18 protein-coding genes and 2 pseudogenes are annotated in these 18,980 nt (G+C 64.7%); 10 read left to right on the top strand and 10 right to left on the bottom strand.

From position 1 onward, the window contains the following. Positions 1 to 23: 23 nt before the first annotated feature. Both B4F51_RS24660 and B4F51_RS16900 read right to left on the bottom strand, forming a co-directional pair. Positions 24 to 83: pseudogene (locus B4F51_RS24660) on the bottom strand (DUF1254 domain-containing protein); the annotation flags it as partial. Beyond that, complete coding sequence (locus B4F51_RS16900) at positions 84 to 353, bottom strand: hypothetical protein (protein ID WP_296227418.1); 270 nt, start codon at positions 351 to 353, stop codon at positions 84 to 86. Between the two features lie 244 nt (positions 354 to 597). On the opposite strand from B4F51_RS16900, the gene B4F51_RS16905 reads away from it, so the two are divergent. Together B4F51_RS16905 and B4F51_RS16910 are read left to right on the top strand one after the other, a co-directional pair. Beyond that, positions 598 to 1,038, top strand: coding sequence for a hypothetical protein (locus B4F51_RS16905; protein ID WP_296227421.1), 441 nt, complete (start codon positions 598 to 600; stop codon positions 1,036 to 1,038). Positions 1,039 to 1,062: 24 nt separating this feature from the next. Further along, positions 1,063 to 1,270: pseudogene (locus tag B4F51_RS16910) on the top strand (GDCCVxC domain-containing (seleno)protein); the annotation flags it as partial. Between the two features lie 15 nt (positions 1,271 to 1,285). Here the strand turns inward: B4F51_RS16910 and recG are convergent. After that, the gene (gene recG / locus B4F51_RS16915) at positions 1,286 to 3,475 is read right to left on the bottom strand and encodes an ATP-dependent DNA helicase RecG (protein ID WP_296227422.1); all 2,190 of its coding nucleotides are present in this window, start codon (positions 3,473 to 3,475) and stop codon (positions 1,286 to 1,288) included. A gap of 92 nt (positions 3,476 to 3,567) precedes the next feature. Between recG and queA the strand changes: the two genes are divergently transcribed. The 5 genes from queA (at position 3,568) to secF (ending at position 9,262) form a co-directional block, all read left to right on the top strand. Next, positions 3,568 to 4,620 (top strand): tRNA preQ1(34) S-adenosylmethionine ribosyltransferase-isomerase QueA, encoded by a 1,053-nt coding sequence (gene queA, locus B4F51_RS16920; RefSeq protein WP_296227424.1) that lies wholly within the window; start codon positions 3,568 to 3,570, stop codon positions 4,618 to 4,620. A 2-nt stretch (positions 4,621 to 4,622) separates the two neighbouring features. Further along, positions 4,623 to 5,774 (top strand): tRNA guanosine(34) transglycosylase Tgt, encoded by a 1,152-nt coding sequence (tgt, locus tag B4F51_RS16925; RefSeq protein WP_296227426.1) that lies wholly within the window; start codon positions 4,623 to 4,625, stop codon positions 5,772 to 5,774. 55 nt (positions 5,775 to 5,829) lie between these two features. Continuing rightward, positions 5,830 to 6,210, top strand: coding sequence for a preprotein translocase subunit YajC (gene yajC, locus B4F51_RS16930; RefSeq protein ID WP_296227428.1), 381 nt, complete (start codon positions 5,830 to 5,832; stop codon positions 6,208 to 6,210). Positions 6,211 to 6,319: 109 nt separating this feature from the next. Beyond that, positions 6,320 to 8,200, top strand: a complete 1,881-nt coding sequence (secD, locus tag B4F51_RS16935) for a protein translocase subunit SecD (RefSeq protein WP_296227430.1) — start codon at positions 6,320 to 6,322, stop codon at positions 8,198 to 8,200. 93 nt (positions 8,201 to 8,293) lie between these two features. Further along, the gene (secF, locus tag B4F51_RS16940) at positions 8,294 to 9,262 is read left to right on the top strand and encodes a protein translocase subunit SecF (RefSeq protein WP_296227432.1); all 969 of its coding nucleotides are present in this window, start codon (positions 8,294 to 8,296) and stop codon (positions 9,260 to 9,262) included. 90 nt (positions 9,263 to 9,352) lie between these two features. Here the strand turns inward: secF and B4F51_RS16945 are convergent, their stop codons facing one another. From B4F51_RS16945 to purB, 4 genes are all read right to left on the bottom strand, one after another. After that, positions 9,353 to 9,949, bottom strand: a complete 597-nt coding sequence (locus tag B4F51_RS16945) for a YceI family protein (RefSeq protein WP_296227434.1) — start codon at positions 9,947 to 9,949, stop codon at positions 9,353 to 9,355. Positions 9,950 to 10,003: 54 nt separating this feature from the next. Further along, on the bottom strand, positions 10,004 to 10,576 hold the full coding sequence (locus B4F51_RS16950; RefSeq protein ID WP_296227711.1) for a YceI family protein: 573 nt from the start codon (positions 10,574 to 10,576) through the stop codon (positions 10,004 to 10,006). A 119-nt stretch (positions 10,577 to 10,695) separates the two neighbouring features. After that, a complete protein-coding gene (locus tag B4F51_RS16955; RefSeq protein ID WP_296227435.1) occupies positions 10,696 to 11,280 on the bottom strand; it encodes a cytochrome b in 585 nt (194 codons plus the stop codon). 266 nt (positions 11,281 to 11,546) lie between these two features. Further along, positions 11,547 to 12,935: an adenylosuccinate lyase gene (gene purB, locus B4F51_RS16960; protein WP_296227436.1), complete on the bottom strand. Its 1,389-nt coding sequence runs from the start codon at positions 12,933 to 12,935 to the stop codon at positions 11,547 to 11,549. 243 nt (positions 12,936 to 13,178) lie between these two features. Here purB and B4F51_RS16965 point away from each other — a divergent pair, with 243 nt between their 5' ends. Beyond that, positions 13,179 to 13,787, top strand: coding sequence for a glutathione S-transferase (locus B4F51_RS16965; protein ID WP_296227438.1), 609 nt, complete (start codon positions 13,179 to 13,181; stop codon positions 13,785 to 13,787). 25 nt (positions 13,788 to 13,812) lie between these two features. Here B4F51_RS16965 and B4F51_RS16970 read toward each other — a convergent pair whose 3' ends face one another. The 3 genes from B4F51_RS16970 to B4F51_RS16980 all read right to left on the bottom strand — a co-directional run bounded on the left by B4F51_RS16970 (position 13,813) and on the right by B4F51_RS16980 (position 17,119). Next, on the bottom strand, positions 13,813 to 15,411 hold the full coding sequence (locus B4F51_RS16970; protein WP_296227441.1) for an FMN-binding glutamate synthase family protein: 1,599 nt from the start codon (positions 15,409 to 15,411) through the stop codon (positions 13,813 to 13,815). A 92-nt stretch (positions 15,412 to 15,503) separates the two neighbouring features. Beyond that, positions 15,504 to 16,628 carry a tRNA 2-thiouridine(34) synthase MnmA gene (mnmA, locus tag B4F51_RS16975; protein WP_296227443.1) on the bottom strand — a complete coding sequence of 375 codons (1,125 nt, stop codon included), beginning with the start codon at positions 16,626 to 16,628 and terminating at the stop codon, positions 15,504 to 15,506. After that, positions 16,625 to 17,119 carry an NUDIX hydrolase gene (locus tag B4F51_RS16980; protein ID WP_296227446.1) on the bottom strand — a complete coding sequence of 165 codons (495 nt, stop codon included), beginning with the start codon at positions 17,117 to 17,119 and terminating at the stop codon, positions 16,625 to 16,627. Before B4F51_RS16980 ends, mnmA begins: the two co-directional genes overlap by 4 nt. Before the next feature lie 265 nt (positions 17,120 to 17,384). Between B4F51_RS16980 and B4F51_RS16985 the strand changes: the two genes are divergently transcribed. Both B4F51_RS16985 and panD read left to right on the top strand, forming a co-directional pair. Beyond that, positions 17,385 to 18,524 carry a Re/Si-specific NAD(P)(+) transhydrogenase subunit alpha gene (locus tag B4F51_RS16985; protein WP_296227448.1) on the top strand — a complete coding sequence of 380 codons (1,140 nt, stop codon included), beginning with the start codon at positions 17,385 to 17,387 and terminating at the stop codon, positions 18,522 to 18,524. 69 nt (positions 18,525 to 18,593) lie between these two features. Then, on the top strand, positions 18,594 to 18,956 hold the full coding sequence (gene panD / locus B4F51_RS16990; RefSeq protein WP_009241493.1) for an aspartate 1-decarboxylase: 363 nt from the start codon (positions 18,594 to 18,596) through the stop codon (positions 18,954 to 18,956). The last annotated feature ends 24 nt before the right edge of the window (positions 18,957 to 18,980 follow it).

The raw sequence follows: 18,980 nt of genomic DNA on the forward strand, positions 1-18,980 counted from the left end.
GTCCGGAATCGACCGTGAACCGGCCCTTGCCGCAGGTCCAGCCACAGCGTGGAATATGCCGTGTCGCTGTTGGGCGTGGTCACTCAGCGGTCATCCGGGCCGGACAGCTTGTGCTGGTGCTGCCACGTATTCAACTGCGAACGGCCGGGCTTGGCGTCCGTGCCCAGCAAGCCAGCACGCAGACGCCCCATCGCGACCAGCGGAAAGGCGCAGTCGAACGCCTGATGCAGCATCACCTGCTGCGATGGTTCGGCGCCGGTCGAGGTCCAGTCCAGCGCCAATGGCTCGCCAGCACGGCCTTCGAAGACAGTCTGCTCACGCTGATCCGAGGATTCATGCGCGAGCGCGGCCACAAGGCGGCGCCTGGGGAATAGTCAGAAATAGAAATAGAAGTAGAAGTAGAAATGAACGGTTACACATCCCTTCGTCAGGCGAGGAATAAACCGCGGGCCGGGCGCGTTTACCCGTTAAGCAGGAGGTGGCCGGTGATCGCGCCGGCACCCTCCCGCCGGCAAACCGATGTGCCGAACAATACGACCGGACAGATTAGCGAAACGCCGTGTTGAGACGTCGGGCCTTCCAGCCTTGGGGATGATCATGAGCAAGCGTCTGACAGCCTTGACGATGGCGCTCGTGAGTTTTGGCATCTGCGCCTGCGCGACGGCGCAAAACGTTCCGGTGGGCACCTGCCAACCCATGGTGGGACAAGTCGAGATCGACGGCGCCCTGCAGCAGGTGCAGGGTGTGGCGTGCCTGCAGCCGGACGGCACCTGGCAGATGGTGGATACCGACGGCTACCCGGTCACCCACATCGGCCCGCCGTATTACGTCGATGACACGTGGTACTGGGCGCCTCCCGTGTTCTTTGGCGGCGTGGTCTTCATCGACCGCTTCCACCACGCTCACCGCATGCACGACGTGTTCATCCACCACGACGGCCGGGGCTTCGTCCGGGGTGGCTTCCGTGGCGGGCATGAGGGCGGCCATGCCGGCATGCATGGTGGCGGCGGGCGTGGAGGCGGAGGCACGCATCGTTGACGGTCGACTCGAAGAAGCAGGCCGATGGGCACGGTAACGCGCAAATCCGTCCTGACTTGCCCGCTATACGGCTTCGCCCGGGAGGAAACCATGCCGACCAACGCCTGCGTCTTCTTCTACGAATGCCCGGCCTGCCATGCGCTACTGCGCGCCAGGCCGGGCGATTGCTGCGTGTTCTGCTCGTGCGGCATTGGTCAAGTGTCCACCGATGCAGCGGCAACACGGCGGCTGTTGCGGTTGGGCGGAGCTAGACCCGCAGGTAGTGCTCACGTTCGCCCAGCCAGCGCTTGAGGTGGGCATCCACGGCTTCAGGAAAGCGCGCCAGCATCTGGTCCGCCGCACCTTGCGCGAATTCGACCAGCCACGCATCGTGGTTCAGGTCCGCAAAGCGCAGCATGGCTTCGCCCGATTGCCGCGCGCCGAGAAACTCACCAGGGCCGCGAATTTCCAGGTCGCGCCGAGCGATCTCGAAGCCGTCGGTGGTCTCGCGCATGGTCTGCAGGCGCTGCTTGGCCGTGGGCGACAGCGGCGCCTGATAGAGCAGCACGCACACGGATTCCGCCGTGCCGCGCCCCACCCGCCCACGCAACTGGTGCAACTGCGCGAGGCCGAAGCGCTCGGCGTGCTCGATCACCATCAACGAAGCGTTGGGCACGTCCACACCCACTTCGATGACGGTGGTGGCCACCAGCACATGCAACTCGCCGCCGGCGAAGGCGCTCATCACGGCGGCCTTGTCGGCGGACGGCAAGCGGCCGTGCACCAGCCCGACCTTCAAGCCCTCCAGGCTTTGCGAGAGCGTCTCGAAAGTCTCCACCGCCGTCTGCAACTGCAGCGCCTCGCTCTCTTCGATGAGCGGGCAGACCCAGTAGACCTGCCGTCCCTCGCGCGCGGCAGCGTAGATGCGTTCGATCACCTCGTCGCGGCGCGCGTCGTTCACCAGCCGCGTGACCACCGGTGTGCGGCCGGGCGGCAGCTCATCGATGGCGGAGACATCCAGATCGGCATAATACGTCATCGCCAGCGTGCGCGGGATCGGCGTGGCGGACATCATCAACTGGTGCGGCACCTGCGCGTTGGCTGCGACGGGCGCGTCGCCATTGCTCGCCTTGCCACGCAGGGCCAGGCGCTGCGCGACGCCAAAGCGGTGCTGTTCATCGACCACCGCCAGCCCGAGGCGCGCGAACGTCACCGCGTCCTGAATCAGCGCATGCGTGCCGATCACGAGTTGTGCCGTGCCGGCCGCCACGCGTGCGGCGGCTTCGTCCTTCTGCTTGCGCTTGAGGCTGCCGGCCAGCCAGACGATGCCCACACCCAGCGGCGCCAGCCAGGCCGACAGCTTGCGATAGTGCTGCTCGGCCAGCAGTTCGGTCGGTGCCATCAGCGCGGCCTGCCAGCCGGCATCGATGGCCTGGCATGCGGCCAGCGCAGCGATGACGGTCTTGCCGCTGCCCACGTCGCCCTGCAGCAGCCGCTGCATCGGGTACGGGTACGCGAGGTCGGCGCGGATCTCCTCCCACACGCGGGCCTGGGCGCCGGTCAGCTTGAACGGCAGCGTAGCCATGAAGCGCGCAAGCAAACCATCCTTGCCGCTCGTGCGCAGCATGGGCGCGTTGCGCGTGCGACGCGCGGCCTGCGCGCGCTTGAGCGAGAGCTGCTGCGACAGCAACTCATCAAACTTAATGCGCAGCCACGCCGGGTGCGTCCGCTCAACGAGGCTGTGTTCGTCCACATCGGGCGTGGGTTGATGCAGCAGGCGCACGGCGTCAGCCGGCGCCATCAGCTTGAGCGGCGACAGTGGCCCGGTGACGAGGCTGTTCGGCAGGGTCTCCGGCAGCGGCGTACGCGTGAGCGCGTTCAGGATCGCCTTGCGCAGATACGCCTGCGCCACGCCCGCCGTGCTCGGGTAGACGGGTGTCAGGCGATCGGGCAACGGCTCATCAGGCGCCACGGCGCGCACGGTCGGGTGCACCATCTCCGCGCCGAAGAAACCGCCACGCACCTCGCCGCGCACGCGCAGGCGCACGCCTTCGGCCATCTGCTTGACCTGACTGCCATAGAAATTGAGGAATCGCAGCACCAGCTCGCCCGAGTCGTCGGCGATGTGCACGACCAGTTGCCGGCGCGGCCGGAACGCCACTTCGTTGCGCGTGACCACGCCTTCCACCTGCGCGGCCCAGCCGGTATTGGCGCGGGCCGTGGCCTCGGCGATGGTCAGCAGCGTGGTTTCGTCCTCGTAGCGCATCGGCAGGTGCAGCACGAGGTCGACATCGCGGTGCAGACCGAGCTTGGCGAGTTTGTCAGCGGGGCGGGCGGTCTTGGCCGGTTTGTCTGCGGCGGCCGCGCGCTTTGGCTTGGCGGCCGCTACCTCGTCGGCGTCGGTTACCGAATTGGGCGCAGGAACGGCAGCGGTGGCGGAGCGGGCGCGAGGCGGCACAGGACGTTTACAATGGCGAACTTTGCGGATCGCCGTCGATTGTACCGGCGCCGCCTCCATCACTTGGCGCAATCTACGCTCGCGCCCCATTCATGCTGACGCTGTCCGATTTCGATTTCGATCTGCCGCCCGAGCTGATCGCGCAAACCGCCCTGCCCGACCGCACCGCGAGCCGCCTGCTGGCCGTACGCCGTGCGGAAGATGCAGTGCATTTTGAAGACCGCCAGTTCGCCGATCTGGTCGACTACCTGCGCCCGGGCGACCTGCTCGTCTTCAATGACACGCGCGTCATCAAAGCGCGCTTCTTTGGCCACAAGGCCAGCGGCGGCAAGGTCGAGGTGCTGGTCGAGCGCCTGCTGGACGAACACACCGTGCTGGCGCAGATCCGCTCCAGCAAATCGCCAGTCGAGGGCACCACGCTGCGCCTGGCCGACGCCTTTGATGTGACGGTTGGGCCGCGCGCCGAGCCGTTCTTCACGCTGCGCTTCCCGCAGCCGGCGCTCGACCTGATCGAGCAGTACGGCCGCCTGCCGCTGCCGCCGTACATCGAGCACGATCCCGACAGCTTTGACGAGACGCGCTACCAGACCGTCTACGCCCGCAACCCGGGCGCGGTGGCGGCGCCCACGGCCGGCCTGCATTTCGACGATGCGTTGTTCGCCAAGCTTGACGCCATGGGCGTCAAGCGCGGCTTCCTCACGCTGCACGTGGGCGCCGGCACGTTCCAGCCGGTGCGCGTGGAGAACATTGCCGAGCACCGCATGCACAGCGAGTGGTATGCCATCTCGCCGGAACTGGCCGAGGCCATCGGCGCCACGCGGGCGGCGGGCGGGCGCGTCATTGCCGTGGGCACCACTTCGATGCGCGCGCTGGAGTCGGCTGCACAGCCCGACGGCACGCTCCATGCGGGCAGCGGCGAAACCGACATCTTCATCACCCCCGGCTATCGCTTCCGCGTGGTCGATGCGCTGGTGACCAACTTCCACCTGCCTAAATCGACGCTGCTGATGCTGGTGTCGGCGTTTGCCGGCCTGGAGGCCATCCGCGCCGCCTACCAGCACGCCATTGCCCTGCGCTACCGCTTCTTCAGTTACGGCGACGCCATGTTCCTCACGCGCGCCGAACCCGAATCCCAATCGCTCTGACCATGCTCAAGTACGAACTGCTTACCACCGATGGCCTCGCCCGGCGCGGCCGCATGACCCTGAACCACGGTGTGGTCGAAACGCCCATCTTCATGCCGGTGGGTACCTACGGCGCGGTCAAGGCGATGTCGCCGGCAGAGCTGAAGGACATCGGCGCGCAGATCATCCTCGGCAATACCTTCCACCTGTGGCTGCGCCCTGCGCTGGAAGTGATCGACGCGCACAAGGGCCTGCACGGCTTTGTCGGCTGGGACAAGCCGATGCTGACGGATTCGGGCGGTTTTCAGGTGTTTTCGCTGGGCGATCTACGTAAGATCACCGAAGAAGGCGTGCATTTCGCCTCGCCCATCAACGGTGACCGGCTGTTCCTGTCGCCTGAAATCTCCATGCAGATCCAGCGACGGCTGAATTCCGACATCGTCATGCAGTTCGACGAGTGCACGCCGTACCAGATCGACGGCCGCCCGGCCACCGAGGCCGAAGCCGCCGCGTCGATGCGCATGAGCCTGCGCTGGGCGCAGCGCTCACGCAACGAGTTCGAGCGCGAGAACAACCCCAACGCGCTGTTCGGCATCGTGCAGGGCGGCATGTTCGAGCAGTTGCGCGACGAATCGCTGGCCGGTCTGCAAGCGATTGATGCCGATGCGGGCGGCCAGGGCTTCGGCGGGTACGCCATCGGCGGCCTGTCGGTCGGCGAGCCCAAGGAAGACATGATGCGCGTCTTGCAGCACGTGGCGCCGCGCCTGCCGGCCAACAAGCCGCACTACCTGATGGGCGTGGGCACGCCGGAAGACCTGGTGGCGGGCGTCGCCACCGGCATCGACATGTTCGACTGCGTGATGCCGACCCGCAACGCGCGCAACGGCTGGCTGTTCACCCGCTTTGGCGACATCAAGATCAAGAACGCCGTGCACCGCAACGACCCGCGCCCGCTGGACGAAACCTGCGGCTGCTACACCTGCCGCAACTTCTCGCGCGCCTACCTGCACCACCTGCAGCGCGTAGGCGAGATCCTAGGTGCGCGTCTGAACACCATCCACAACCTCTATTACTACCTGGAACTGATGGCCGAAATGCGCGCAGCGATCGAGTCGCACAGCTTTGCAGCGTTCCAGGCGCGCTTTGCCGCGGACCGGGCGCGAGGCGCGCTGTAGCCACCCGCCACAGGGCGCGGCGCGCGCCCATTTTCCGCGGCACCGCAATGGTAGAATGTCGGGTCCGATTTTTGACCGATCGACGAACCATTACGGAGTTTTAACCGTGTTCCTTATTTCCGACGCTTACGCGCAAACCGCACCGGCTGGTGGTGCCGCAGGTGGCCTGATGAGCTTCCTGCCCATCATCCTGATGTTCGTGGTGCTGTGGTTCATCATGATCCGCCCGCAGATGAAGCGCCAGAAAGAAACCAAGGCGATGCTCGAAGCCCTGGCCAAGGGCGATGAAGTCGTCACCGCTGGCGGCATCCTGGGCAAGGTGACCAAGGTGGCTGAGCAGTACGTCACGGTGGAAATCGCCGCCAACACCGAAATCACTGTCCAGAAGAGCGCCGTGACGACCGTGCTGCCCAAAGGCACGCTCAAGTCGCTGTAATCCGGCTTGACCGGCGCCATGCGTGTTCACGCGGGCGCCGGGATCCCAGGCAGCGCCTATTCTAAGAATCCGCTCCCGCGCCACTGACGCCGCCTCATCGTCATCCAAGATGAATCGTTACCCACTCTGGAAATACCTTGTGATCCTGGTGGCGCTTGCCATCGGGTTCCTCTATACGCTCCCGAATTTCTTCGGCGAGGCGCCTGCCGTGCAGGTGTCGTCGGGCAAGGCGACCGTCAAGGTCGATCTGAACACGCAGAAGCAGGTCGAGAGCCTGCTGGCCGCTGCCAGCATCCAGCCCAACGGCGTGTTCTTCGACAGCAATGGCACCTCCGCCAGCGTGCGCGTGCGCTTTACCGACACCGACACGCAGCTCAAGGCCAAGGACATCCTGGCTCGTGGCCTGAACACCGACCCGAGCGATCCGACCTACATCGTCGCGTTGAACCTGCTGTCGGGCTCGCCACGCTGGCTGACCTCCATCCACGCCCTGCCGATGTTCCTGGGCCTGGACCTCCGTGGCGGCGTGCACTTCCTGCTGCAGGTCGACATGAACGGCGCGGTCACCAAGAAGCTCGACTCGCTGGCCGGTGACATCCGCACGCAATTGCGCGACAAGAACATCCGCCACAACGGCATCGACCGCAGCGGCAACACGATCACCATCAAGTTCAACAGCCCCGACGACGCCGACCGCGCCCGCGGCGTGCTGGCCGACTCCACGCGCGAACTGGCCTACAGCGTCGACAAGACCGCCGATGGCGCCACGCTCACCGGCACCTTTACCGCTGCCGCGATGAAGGAAGTGCAGGACAACGCCGTCAAGCAGAACGTCGTCACGCTGCACAATCGCGTGAACGAACTCGGCGTGGCCGAACCGGTGATCCAGCAGCAGGGACCGGACCGCATCGTGGTGCAACTGCCCGGCGTGCAGGACACTGCCAAGGCCAAGGACATCATCGGCCGTACCGCCACGCTGGAAGCCCGCCTGGCCGACCCGAACGCGCCGCTCCTGCCGCGCGTTGGCGACCCGGTGCCGCTGGGCGATGAGCTATTCACGCAAGGCCGCAGCGCACCGGTGCTGCTGCAGAAGCAGGTGATCTTCACGGGCGACCGCATCACCAGCGCTTCGGCCGGCTTCGACCAGAACCACAACCCATCGGTCGACATCACGCTCGACGGCCAGGGCGGCCGCATGCTGCGCGATGTCTCGCGCGACAACATCGGCAAGCGCATGGGCATCGTCCTGTTCGAGAAGGGCAAGGGCGAGGTGCTGACCGTGGCGACCATCCAGTCCGAGCTCGGCTCGCGCTTCCAGATCACCGGCATGGGCTCGACTGAAGCCTCCGCCGACTTGGCACTGCTGCTGCGCGCCGGTTCGCTGGCCGCGCCGATGGAGATCATCGAAGAGCGCACCATTGGCCCGTCGCTGGGTGCAGACAACATCCGCAAGGGCTTCCATTCTGCCGCCTACGGCTTTGCCGCCGTCTCGGTGTTCATGATCCTGTACTACATGCTGTTCGGCGGGTTCTCGGTGGTGGCGCTGGGCGTGAACGTGTTCCTGCTGATCGCCATCCTGTCGATGCTGCAGGCCACCCTCACGCTGCCCGGCATTGCCGCAATCGCGCTGGCGCTGGGCATGGCCATCGACGCAAACGTGCTGATCAACGAGCGCATCCGCGAAGAACTGCGCAACGGCGCATCCGCACAAATGGCGATTGCCGCCGGCTTCGAGCGCGCGTGGGCGACCATCCTGGACTCGAACGTGACCACGCTGATTGCCGGGCTGGCGCTGCTGGCTTTCGGTTCGGGCCCGGTGCGCGGCTTTGCCGTGGTGCACTGCCTGGGCATCCTGACCTCGATGTTCTCGGCGGTGTTCTTCAACCGCGCCCTGGTCAACCTCTGGTACGGCCGCCGCAAGAAGCTGCAGGGCCTGGCAATCGGCCAGGTGTGGAAGCCCGGCAATACGCAATCGCCCGCGCAGCAATAAGGCACACCAAGGCACACCCAACCACTGAACATTGCATAACCGGCAACGGCCCGCGCCTTCGGGGCCGTTGCCGGTCGCCACAAAGGGCAGACCATGGAGTTTTTCCGCATCCGCCGCGATATTCCGTTCATGAAGCACGCGTTGGTTCTCAACGCCGTGTCGTTCATCACGTTTCTCGCTGCCGTCTTCTTCCTGTTCCACAAGGGGCTGCACCTGTCGGTGGAGTTCACCGGCGGTACGGTGATGGAAGTCGCCTACACCCAGACTGCTGATCTGCCGAAGATCCGCGGCGACGTCGAGAAACTCGGCTATGCCGATGCTCAGGTACAGAACTTCGGCACCTCGCGCGACGTGATGATCCGCCTGCCGCTCAAGAACGGTCCGGACGGCAAGCCGATCGCCTCGGCCGTGCAGAGCCAGCAGGTCATGACGGCCCTGAACGCCACCAGCCCCGACGCCAAGCTGCAGCGTGTCGAGTTCGTCGGCCCGCAGGTCGGCAAGGAACTCGCCACCGATGGCCTGCTGGCGCTGCTGTTCGTGGTGGTCGGCATCGTCATTTACCTGTCGATCCGCTTCGAATGGAAGTTTGCGGTGGCCGGCATCATCGCCAACTTGCACGACATCGTCATCATCCTGGGCTTCTTCGCCTTCTTCCAGTGGGAGTTCTCGCTGTCGGTGCTGGCGGCCATCCTGGCGGTGCTGGGCTACTCGGTCAACGAATCGGTCGTGATCTTCGACCGGATCCGCGAGGCGTTCCGCAAGTACCGCAAGATGAACACGCACGAGGTGATCGACCACGCCATCACCAGCACCATCTCGCGAACCATCATCACCCACGGTTCGACCGAAATGATGGTGCTGTCGATGCTGGTGTTCGGCGGCCCGACGCTGCACTACTTTGCCCTGGCGCTGACCATCGGCATCCTGTTCGGCATCTATTCGTCGGTGTTCGTGGCAGCCGCGCTGTGCATGTGGCTGGGCGTCAAGCGCGAAGACCTGGTCAAGGGCGAGAAGAAAGCCGGAGGCCCGAAGGACGACCCGAACTTCGGCGCGCAAGTTTGAGCCGAATCACCTTCCCTGCCCCGATGGCGTCCCCCTCGGCCCAAAAGAAAAGCCCCGCGATTGCGAGGCTTTTTTCTTTAAGCGTCGCGCTTATTGCTGGGCGACGTTGGTGTCCTGCTTGATACCTTCGACCTGGATCTTTAGCTTGGTTTCCATGTTGAAACCGTAGGCCTTGCCGTAGTCGAGGCCGAATTCGTCACGCTTGAAGCTCATCTCGGCGTCGGCGCCGCAGACTTCACGCTTGAGCATCGGGTGCGGCATGCACTTGAAAGCGTCGATCTCCATCTTGACCGGCTTGGTCACACCGCGCAGCGTGAGCTGGCCTTCGGCCTCGGTCGGCACATCGCCCTTGAACTTGGTGAAGGTGCCCTTGAAGTTGGCGGTCGGGTACTTGGCCACATCGAACAGGTCAGCGCTCTTGGCATGCTCGTTCATCTTGGCCAGGCCGAAGTCGATGCTGTCGGTCTGCACGGTCACGTCGATGGTGCCTTTCTTGGCTTCGCGGTCCAGCGTGACGGTGCCGCTGGACTTCTCGAACTTGCCGCGCCACTTCGACAGGCCGCCCATATGGTCGGCTTCAAAGCTCGGGTAGGTGTGGGTCGGGTCCAGTTGGTACGTGGCCGGCGCGGCAAACGCGGCGGTGGCGGCAACGGCAGACAGTGCGGCAACGAGGGTACGCAATTTCATAAGAGCTCCTGCGAATGAATGGGGGGCGAAAGAACTTCGATTAAGACTTCCGGTTTACTTCTTGGCGGTGACGACGCGGAACTTGATCGTCACATCATCGGCAACGACGGACGTGTCCTTCCACTCGCCGTCGCCGACCTTGAATACGTTGCGCTTGATGGGCAGCACGCCTTCGAATACCTGATTGGCGCCGTCCTGCTTGAAAGTGACAGGCGCCGTCACGTCTTGTGTGACGCCCTTGATGGTCAGCTTGCCGACCACGTCCACCTTGCCGCCCGCGCCCGGCTTGAACGCCGACGACACGAAGGTCGCCTTCGGATACTTGGCGGCGTCGAACCAGTCCTTCTTCTTGAGCTCGTCGTTATAGGCCTTGTCACCCACGTCGACGCTGTTGATATCGATGTCGACCTTGGCCGTGGACGCGGCCACGTTGGCCGGGTTGTAGGTCACGGCAGCATCAAACTTGCCGAACTTGATGTCCATCGGCACGCCGAGCTGCTTGCCGGTGGCGGTAACGCTGCTCTTGGCGGCGTCCACCTGGGCCACGGCCGATGCAGATACCGCGGCAATCGACAGCGCGCCGGCTGCAACCAGGGCAATTGCGCGGGGGCGCACGAAACGTTTCATCATCAGACTCCTTCGGTCAGGCCGGGTCATGCCGGCGGTCTTGATCAGGATGGAGAGGCAAGGGCACCGGCGCATACCGGCCCATTGGAAATCAGAACTCGTCGGATCAACGCACGCGTTCAGCGCAGGAAAGGCAGCATGCGGCGTAGCGTGCCGTCGCGATCGACGATGTGGTGTTTGAGCGCAGCCAGGATGTGCAGCACAACGATGGTGGCCATGGTCCAGTTCAGCCATTCGTGCGCCATGCTGAAGACCTCCTTGAGTGCATCGCTCTTCTCGAACGGCATCGGCAGCTCCCACAAGCCAAGGTAGACAACCTTGATGCCGGCCGCCACGCTGAGCAGGTAACCGGTCAGCGGCACTGCCAGGATCAGCAGATACAGCGCAATGTGCACGCCCTCAGCAGCCCTTTGCTGCCACTTGGGCATGCCGGCCACCGGTGCCGGCGCAGGATGGGTCAGACGCCAAAGCACGCGCAGCACCGCGAAGATCAGCACGGTGATGCCGATCCACTTGTGATACGAGTACAGCTTGAGCTTGGTCGGCGTGAAGCCCGGGATGTCGGTCATATACAGACCGAGCCCGAACGCCGCGAAGATGAGCAACGCGATGATCCAGTGCAGCGCAATCGCGGGCTTGCCATAGGCGCCATCGTCGACGGGGGCGCTGCGGGCGGCGAGATTCGGTTGGGCGGCTTGTGACATCGGTGATCGGTTTCCCTCGGTTTGGAGACTCGGTGGTCGGCGCTTGTTGGTAAGACCGCAGCGCCAAACGATTGTGCATTATTTGCGCGATCCAGCCGGGCAGGACGGCCCGAAGTTCATCAAATGATTCAAATTTTTTGATCGATCTGCAACTTGGCCTGCCTGGCGGAACAGCGCCCTCTATGAGGTGCACCAAACAAAACGGCCCGCCCCCAGGATTGGGAACGGGCCATTTTTCAGACCAAGCCAACAAATTTTCGCAACAATCAGGCGGTACCGATCCGGCGGGCCAGTTCCTCGGCCTTGCCGGTATAGCTGCCGGGCGTCATGTCGAGCAGCAGCTTGCGCGCGTCTTCAGGAATGGCCAGCGTGCCGATAAACTCGCGCAGCGCTTCGCGTGAGATGCCCTTGCCGCGCGTCAGTTCCTTCAACTGTTCGTACGGGTTGGCGATGCCATAGCGGCGCATCACGGTCTGCACCGGCTCGGCCAGCACTTCCCAGCAGCCATCCAGGTCTTCAGCCAGGCGGGCCGGGTTGGTTTCCAGCTTGCCCAGGCCGCGCAGGCAGGCGTCATAGGCCAGCAGGCCGTAGCCGAAGGCCACGCCGATGTTGCGCAGCACGGTCGAATCCGTCAGATCACGCTGCCAGCGCGATACCGGCAGCTTCTCGGACAAGTGGCGCAGCACCGCGTTGGCCAGGCCGACGTTGCCCTCGGAATTCTCAAAGTCGATCGGGTTGACCTTGTGCGGCATGGTCGAAGAGCCGATCTCGCCGGCCTTGGTCTTCTGCTTGAAGTAGCCCTGCGAGATGTAACCCCAGACGTCGCGGTCCAGGTCCAGGATGATGGTGTTGGCGCGCGCCACGGCGTCAAACAGCTCGGCCATGTAGTCGTGCGGCTCGATCTGGATGGTGTACGGGTTGAACGTCAGGCCGAGTCGGGTCTCGATCACGTTCTTCGAGAAGGCCTCCCAGTCCAGCGACGGATACGCCGACAGGTGCGCGTTGTAGTTGCCCACGGCGCCGTTCATCTTGCCCAGCAGTTCAACGGCCTCGATGCGGCGGATGGCGCGGTCCAAGCGCGCAGCCACGTTGGCCATTTCCTTGCCCAGCGTGGTCGGGCTGGCCGGCTGGCCGTGCGTGCGCGACAGCATCGGCACGTCAGCATTGGCATGGGCCAACTCCACCAGGCGAGCCTGCACGCGGCGCAGCGTCGGCACGATCACGGTGTCGCGCGCGCCCTTGAGCATCATCCCGTGCGAGGTGTTGTTGATGTCTTCCGAGGTACAGGCGAAGTGGATGAACTCGCTGGCGGCTTCCAGCTCGGCATTGCCCTTCACGCGCTCCTTCATCCAGTACTCGACGGCCTTCACGTCGTGGTTGGTAACGGCTTCGATTTCCTTGATGCGGGCGGCGTCGGCCTCGGCAAAGTTCTCGACCAGGGCCAGCAGCGCGCGCTCGGCGTCGGCCGAGAAACGCGGAATCTCGGCCAAGCCGGCCTGGGACAGGGCGATCAGCCAGTGCACCTCCACCTTCACGCGGTTGCGCATGAAGGCAGCTTCCGACAGCCACTCGCGCAGCGGATCGGCCTTGGCGGCATAGCGGCCATCGATGGGAGACAGGGCGGTCAGAGCAGACAAAGCGGCGGGCGACGACATGGCAGGCGGGGAAAAAATGTGAAGGAAAGCTCAATCCGGACAACCCGGATGCGGCATCGAGCGTTGAATTGGGAGCGACTTGACGGTACCCGCGCCCCCGCAGCGAACCCGGAATTTTACCACCCGGCACCCCTGCTTCCATGGTCAGTCCGACGCCTTGGCAAGCCTCCATTTGGTTGAAGTGCCGGCCAACGCATGCGGGAAAGTGCGCGGCTATACTTCCGCCTCCAACATGACATGCCTATGAAACTGATCGGATCGCACGCTAGCCCGTACACCCGCAAGGTGCGCGTGGTCCTGGCCGAAAAGAAAATCGACTACCAGTTCGTACTGGAAGATGTATGGAGCGCCGAGACGCAGATCCACCAGTTCAACCCGCTGGGCAAGGTGCCCTGCCTGGTCATGGACGATGGCGGCGCGCTGTTCGATTCGCGCGTGATTGCTGAATATGCCGACACGCTTTCACCGGTTGCGCGCCTCATCCCTCCCTCGGGCCGGGAACGCGTGGAGGTGCGCTGCTGGGAAGCCCTGGCCGACGGCCTGCTCGACGCCGCGCTCATGCTGCGCATCGAACACACGCAGCGTACACCCGAGCAGCGCAGCGAAACCTGGCTGGCACGCCAGAACCACAAGATCGACGAGGCGCTCAAGGCAATGTCGCAAGGCCTGGCCGACAAGACTTGGTGCAACGGCAACCACCTGACGCTGGCCGACATTGCCGTCGGTTGCGCGCTCGCCTACCTGGATTTCCGCCAGCCACAGATCGACTGGCGCGAGCAGCATCACAACCTGGCCGCGTTCTACGCACGCATTGAAAAACGGCCAAGCTTCATAGAGACGCAGCCGCAATAAGCGGCAACGCCCTCGCCCCTCCCCCCTACGCAGCCACTGGGTCGAACCGGTTGGCCTGGGCCATCGGCCAATAGCGCTCGTAGAGTTGATAGCGATAACGCCCGGAGAGCAGATCTCCGGGTTCAAGGTACTTGAGCAGCGCCGAAAGCAACTGCACCTCGTTGCCCGACACGCGCCGCACGATGTGGTGCGCGCGGAAATCAGCCGGGTGCAGCAAACCCGCCGCCTGCGTCAACTCCAGCAACGCGTGCAGCGTGTGCGAGTGGTATTGATGCACGCGCTCGGCCTTGTCCGGCACCACTAGCGCCTTCTGGCGGGATGTGTCCTGCGTGGCCACACCGGTCGGGCAGCGGTCGGTATGGCACTTCTGCGCCTGGATGCAGCCCAGCGCAAACATGAAGCCGCGCGCCGCGTTGCACCAGTCGGCGCCCATCGCCAGCGTGCGAGCCACATCAAACGCAGTGACGATCTTGCCCGATGCGCCGATCTTGATCTTGTCGCGCAGGTTGGTGCCCACCAGCGTGTTGTGCACCAGCAGCAGCCCTTCCTGCAGCGGCGCACCAACGTGGTCGGTAAATTCCAGTGGCGCCGCGCCGGTGCCGCCCTCCGCCCCATCGACAACGATGAAGTCCGGCAGGATGCCCGACTCCAGCATCGCCTTGGCGATGCCGAAGAATTCCCACGGATGCCCGATGCACAGCTTGAAGCCGGTCGGCTTGCCGCCCGAGAGCGTGCGCAGCCGATCCACAAACTGCAGCAGCCCCAGCGGCGTGCTGAACTCCGAATGCGACGCCGGCGAGATGCAGTCCTGCCCCATTGGCACACCGCGCGTGGCGGCAATCTCAGGCGTGACCTTGGCGGCCGGCAACACGCCGCCGTGACCCGGCTTGGCGCCCTGAGACAGCTTCACCTCGATCATCTTGACCTGCGGATTGCGCGCTTGCTCCGCAAAACGGTCCGGGTCGAAACGGCCATTGGCATCACGGCAGCCGAAGTAGCCCGAGGCGACTTCCCAGATCAGGTCGCCGCCCTCTTCCCGGTGGTACGGCGAGATCGAGCCCTCACCCGTATCGTGGATGAAGTTGCCGAGCTTCGCGCCGCGATTGAGCGCACGGATGGCGTTGGCCGACAGCGCACCAAAGCTCATCGCCGAGATGTTGAACACCGACATCGAATACGGTTTGGCGCGCCCCTCACCGACCAGCACGCGGAAGTCCGACGAGGCAATGCGCGTGGGCGAAAGCGAGTGGCCGATCCATTCGTGCCCCGGAATCTTCACATCCAGCTCGGTGCCGAACGGGCGGCTGTCGACTTCGCCCTTGGCTCGCTGGTAGACGATGCTGCGCTGAGCGCGCGAGAACGGACGCTCATCGGTGTCGTCCTCAACGAAGTACTGGCGGATTTCCGGGCGGATGAACTCGAACAGGAAGCGGAAGTGGCCCCACAGCGGGTAGTTGCGCAGCACCGAGTGGCGCGTCTGCGTAACGTCGTAGATGCCCAGCAGCACGAGCAAACCCGGAATGAGCGCGCATGCCCAATGCAAGTGCCCCGTCGCCCAGAACCCGGCGGTGACGACAAACAACAGCGCAACGCCCGCAAAGGCCCAATAGCGTCTTGGCAGCATGACAACCCTTTTGTTTAGACAAAATCAGGGCGCCAGCTTAAACGAGTGCCACGACGGCCGCAGCCGTCACAACGCAGTGTTGCAGAAACCGGTCAGGCGACCGCTTTCTCGAGGAAGGCTGCCTCAGCGGCAGAAATGATGCCGCCACCCAGGCAAACCTCGCCGTCATACAGCACGGCCGACTGGCCCGGCGTGACAGCCCACTGCGCCTCGGGGAACGCCAGCGTGAGCGCGCCGTCAGCGGCACGCGCGACGGTGCATGGTGCATCCGCTTGGCGATAGCGCGTCTTGGCCGTTAGGTGCGCGCCCTCGGCGGGCGCACGGCCAGCAACCCAGCTCAGATCGTCCGCATGCACCGTATGCGCGAGCAACCAGGGGTGGTCGTGGCCCTGCACTACATACAGCGTATTGCCTGCCATGTCCTTGCGCGCCACGTACCACGCGTCGCCGGTGCCGTCGCGGCTGCCGCCGATGCCGATGCCCTTGCGCTGCCCCAACGTGTAGAACGCCAGGCCAATGTGCTCGCCGATGGTCTTGCCGTCGGGCGTCTTGATCGGGCCCGGCTTGGTCGGCAGGTAGCGGTTGAGGAAATCGCGGAACGGCCGCTCGCCGATAAAGCAGATGCCGGTGGAATCCTTCTTCTTGGCGTTGGGCAGGCCGATCTCGGCGGCAATCTCGCGCACGCGCGTCTTCGGGATCTCGCCCAGTGGAAACAGCGTGCGCGAGAGCTGCGCCTGGCTCAACCGATGCAGGAAGTAGCTCTGATCCTTGGTGTGGTCGAACGCCTTGAGCAGCTCAAAGCGGCCATCGACCTCGCGCACGCGGGCGTAATGGCCGGTGGCGATCGTGTCCGCGCCCAGCGCCATCGCGTGGTCGAGGAAGGCCTTGAACTTGATCTCGGCGTTGCAGAGCACGTCGGGGTTGGGCGTGCGGCCGGCGGAGTATTCGCGCAGGAAGTCCGCGAACACGCGGTCCTTGTACTCAGCGGCAAAGTTGACCGCCTCCACGTCCACACCAATCAGGTCGGCCACCGACACCACGTCGATCCAATCCTGCCGGGTCGAGCAGTATTCGCTGTCGTCATCGTCCTCCCAGTTCTTCATGAACAGGCCGACGACGTCATAGCCCTGCTGTTTGAGCAGCCACGCCGTAACCGAGGAATCCACGCCGCCGGACATGCCGACGACGACGCGCTTACCTGTGCGCTCGTTGCTCATTCGGCGGACTCCAGACCGTACACGCTCGAGTGCGTGTGGATGATGTCGAGCGGATAGCGCTTGCCGGCCAGGTAGTCCTCCACGCAAGCCAGCAGCAGCGGGCTGCGATGGCGATCCCGGCTGGCGCGGATCTCGTCGGGCGTCATCCAGACAGTGCGGACGATGCCCTCGTCGAGTTGGCGGCGCGGGTCGAACGGTCCAAGTTCACCGGTAAAGGCCATCCGTACATAGGTGACGGAATCACCCTGCGGTGGCTGGAACCGCGCCATGTAGCAGCCGAGGAAGGCGGTAGCGACAAAACTGTGCGCAGTCTCTTCCAGCGCCTCGCGCGCGACGGCGTCGACCAGGCTCTCATCCGGGTCGAGGTGGCCGGCGGGCTGGTTCAGGCGCAGACCGGCATCGGTGTGCTCCTCCACCAGCAGGAAGCGCCCATCCTGTTCAATGACGGCGGCAACGGTAACGCTGGGTTTCCAACGGTCGGCTTGGCTCATGGCAAAACGGTAACAAAAACAAGGCGTTATTGTACCGGGCGGCCGCCCTTCCCGCTTGCGGTGGCGGTGCGCTGTTCACCGCGCCAGTTGTGCGCAGTTCGGCACACGTTTGCGGTGGATCGGCTCGCGTTCCCGGCCGGTTCAGCGGCTCAGCGTACGTTTGAATAGCGGCCCAAGTCTGGCCCCGTCAGCCAAAAAGTTCGGGTAAGCTGCACGTCGATCCTGACCCAGCGCGAGCCAGCGCGCACCACAAGAGGAGAACACGATGCACATCGGCATCCCGCAGGAGACGCGGGCGGACGAGACACGCGTTGCCGCAACCCCGGAGACGGTCAAGAAGTACGTGGCGCAGGGCCACAAGGTGACGGTGCAATCCGGCGCCGGCGTGGCCGCCGCCCAGCCCGACGAGGCCTATGTGGCAGCCGGCGCCAAGATCGGCACCGCCGCCGATGCGCTTGGCGCGCAGATCGTGCTCAAGGTGCGCTCGCCGGAGCCGGCGGAGCTCGCGCAGATGCAACCGGGCGCCGTGCTCATCGGCATGCTCAACCCGTTTGATGACGAGAACACCGCGCGGCTGGCCGGTGCCAACGTCACCGCCTTCGCGCTGGAAGCTGCGCCGCGCACCACGCGCGCGCAGAGCATGGATGTGCTTTCCTCGCAGGCCAACATTGCCGGCTACAAGGCCGTGATGGTTGCTGCCAACCACTATCAGCGCTTCATGCCGATGCTGATGACGGCCGCCGGCACGGTGAAGGCCGCGCGTGTGCTGATCCTCGGCGCGGGTGTGGCGGGCCTGCAGGCGATTGCCACGGCCAAACGCCTGGGCGCGGTGATCGAGGCGTCCGACGTGCGCCCGGCCGTGAAGGAGCAGATCGAATCGCTGGGCGCCAAATTTCTCGACGTGCCGTTCCTGACGGACGAAGAGCGCGAAATCGCCCAAGGCGTCGGCGGCTACGCCCGCCCGATGCCGCCCGACTGGATGCGCCGTCAGGCCGAACTCGTGCACACGCGTGCAAGCCAGGCCGACATCGTCATCACCACCGCGCTGATCCCGGGGCGCCGCGCGCCGACGCTGCTGTCCGAAGAAACTGTGCGCGCCATGAAGCCGGGCTCGGTGGTGGTCGACCTGGCCGCCGCGCAGGGCGGCAACTGCCCGCTGACCGAAGCCGACCGCGTCGTTGTCAAGCACGGCGTCACGCTGGTGGGCTACACCAACCTCGCGTCGATGGTGGCGGCCGATGCCTCCGCGCTGTATGCACGCAATGTGCTCGACTTCCTCAAGCTGATCATCAATAAGGACGGTGGCCTCGCCATCAACCTCGAAGACGACATCGTGGCCGCCTGCCTGTTGAGCCAGGCCGGCCGGGTGGTGCGTGCTCCCGCCGCCATGAGCACCGCTAAATAACAACGGAGACCGCGGCGCAGACCGCTGCGCCGCGACTGGCGATTTCATTTCTGTTTCAAGGAAAGCTTCATGCAACGCAATATGCTTCGCGCCAAGCTGCACCGCGCGACGGTCACCCAAGCGGATCTGGACTACGAAGGCTCCTGCGGCATTGACGAGGACCTCCTCGACGCCGCCGACATGCGCGAATACGAAAAGATCGAGCTGTACAACGTCAACAACGGCGAGCGCTTCTCGACCTACATCATCAAAGGCAAGCGCGGCTCGGGCGAGATCTCGCTCAACGGCGCCGCCGCGCGCCGCGCGCATGTGGGCGACCTGCTCATCATCTGCACCTACGCGCCAATGAACGAAGAAGAAGTCGCCAGCTACAAGCCCAAGGTCGTGCTGCTGGGCGAGGGCAACAAGATCAAGGCCATCAAGGAAACCTGACGCGCCAGCCGGCCCCGCAGGAAG

It is taken from the genome of Ralstonia sp. UBA689, assembly GCF_002298975.1.
In the GTDB taxonomy this organism is placed as follows: domain Bacteria; phylum Pseudomonadota; class Gammaproteobacteria; order Burkholderiales; family Burkholderiaceae; genus Ralstonia.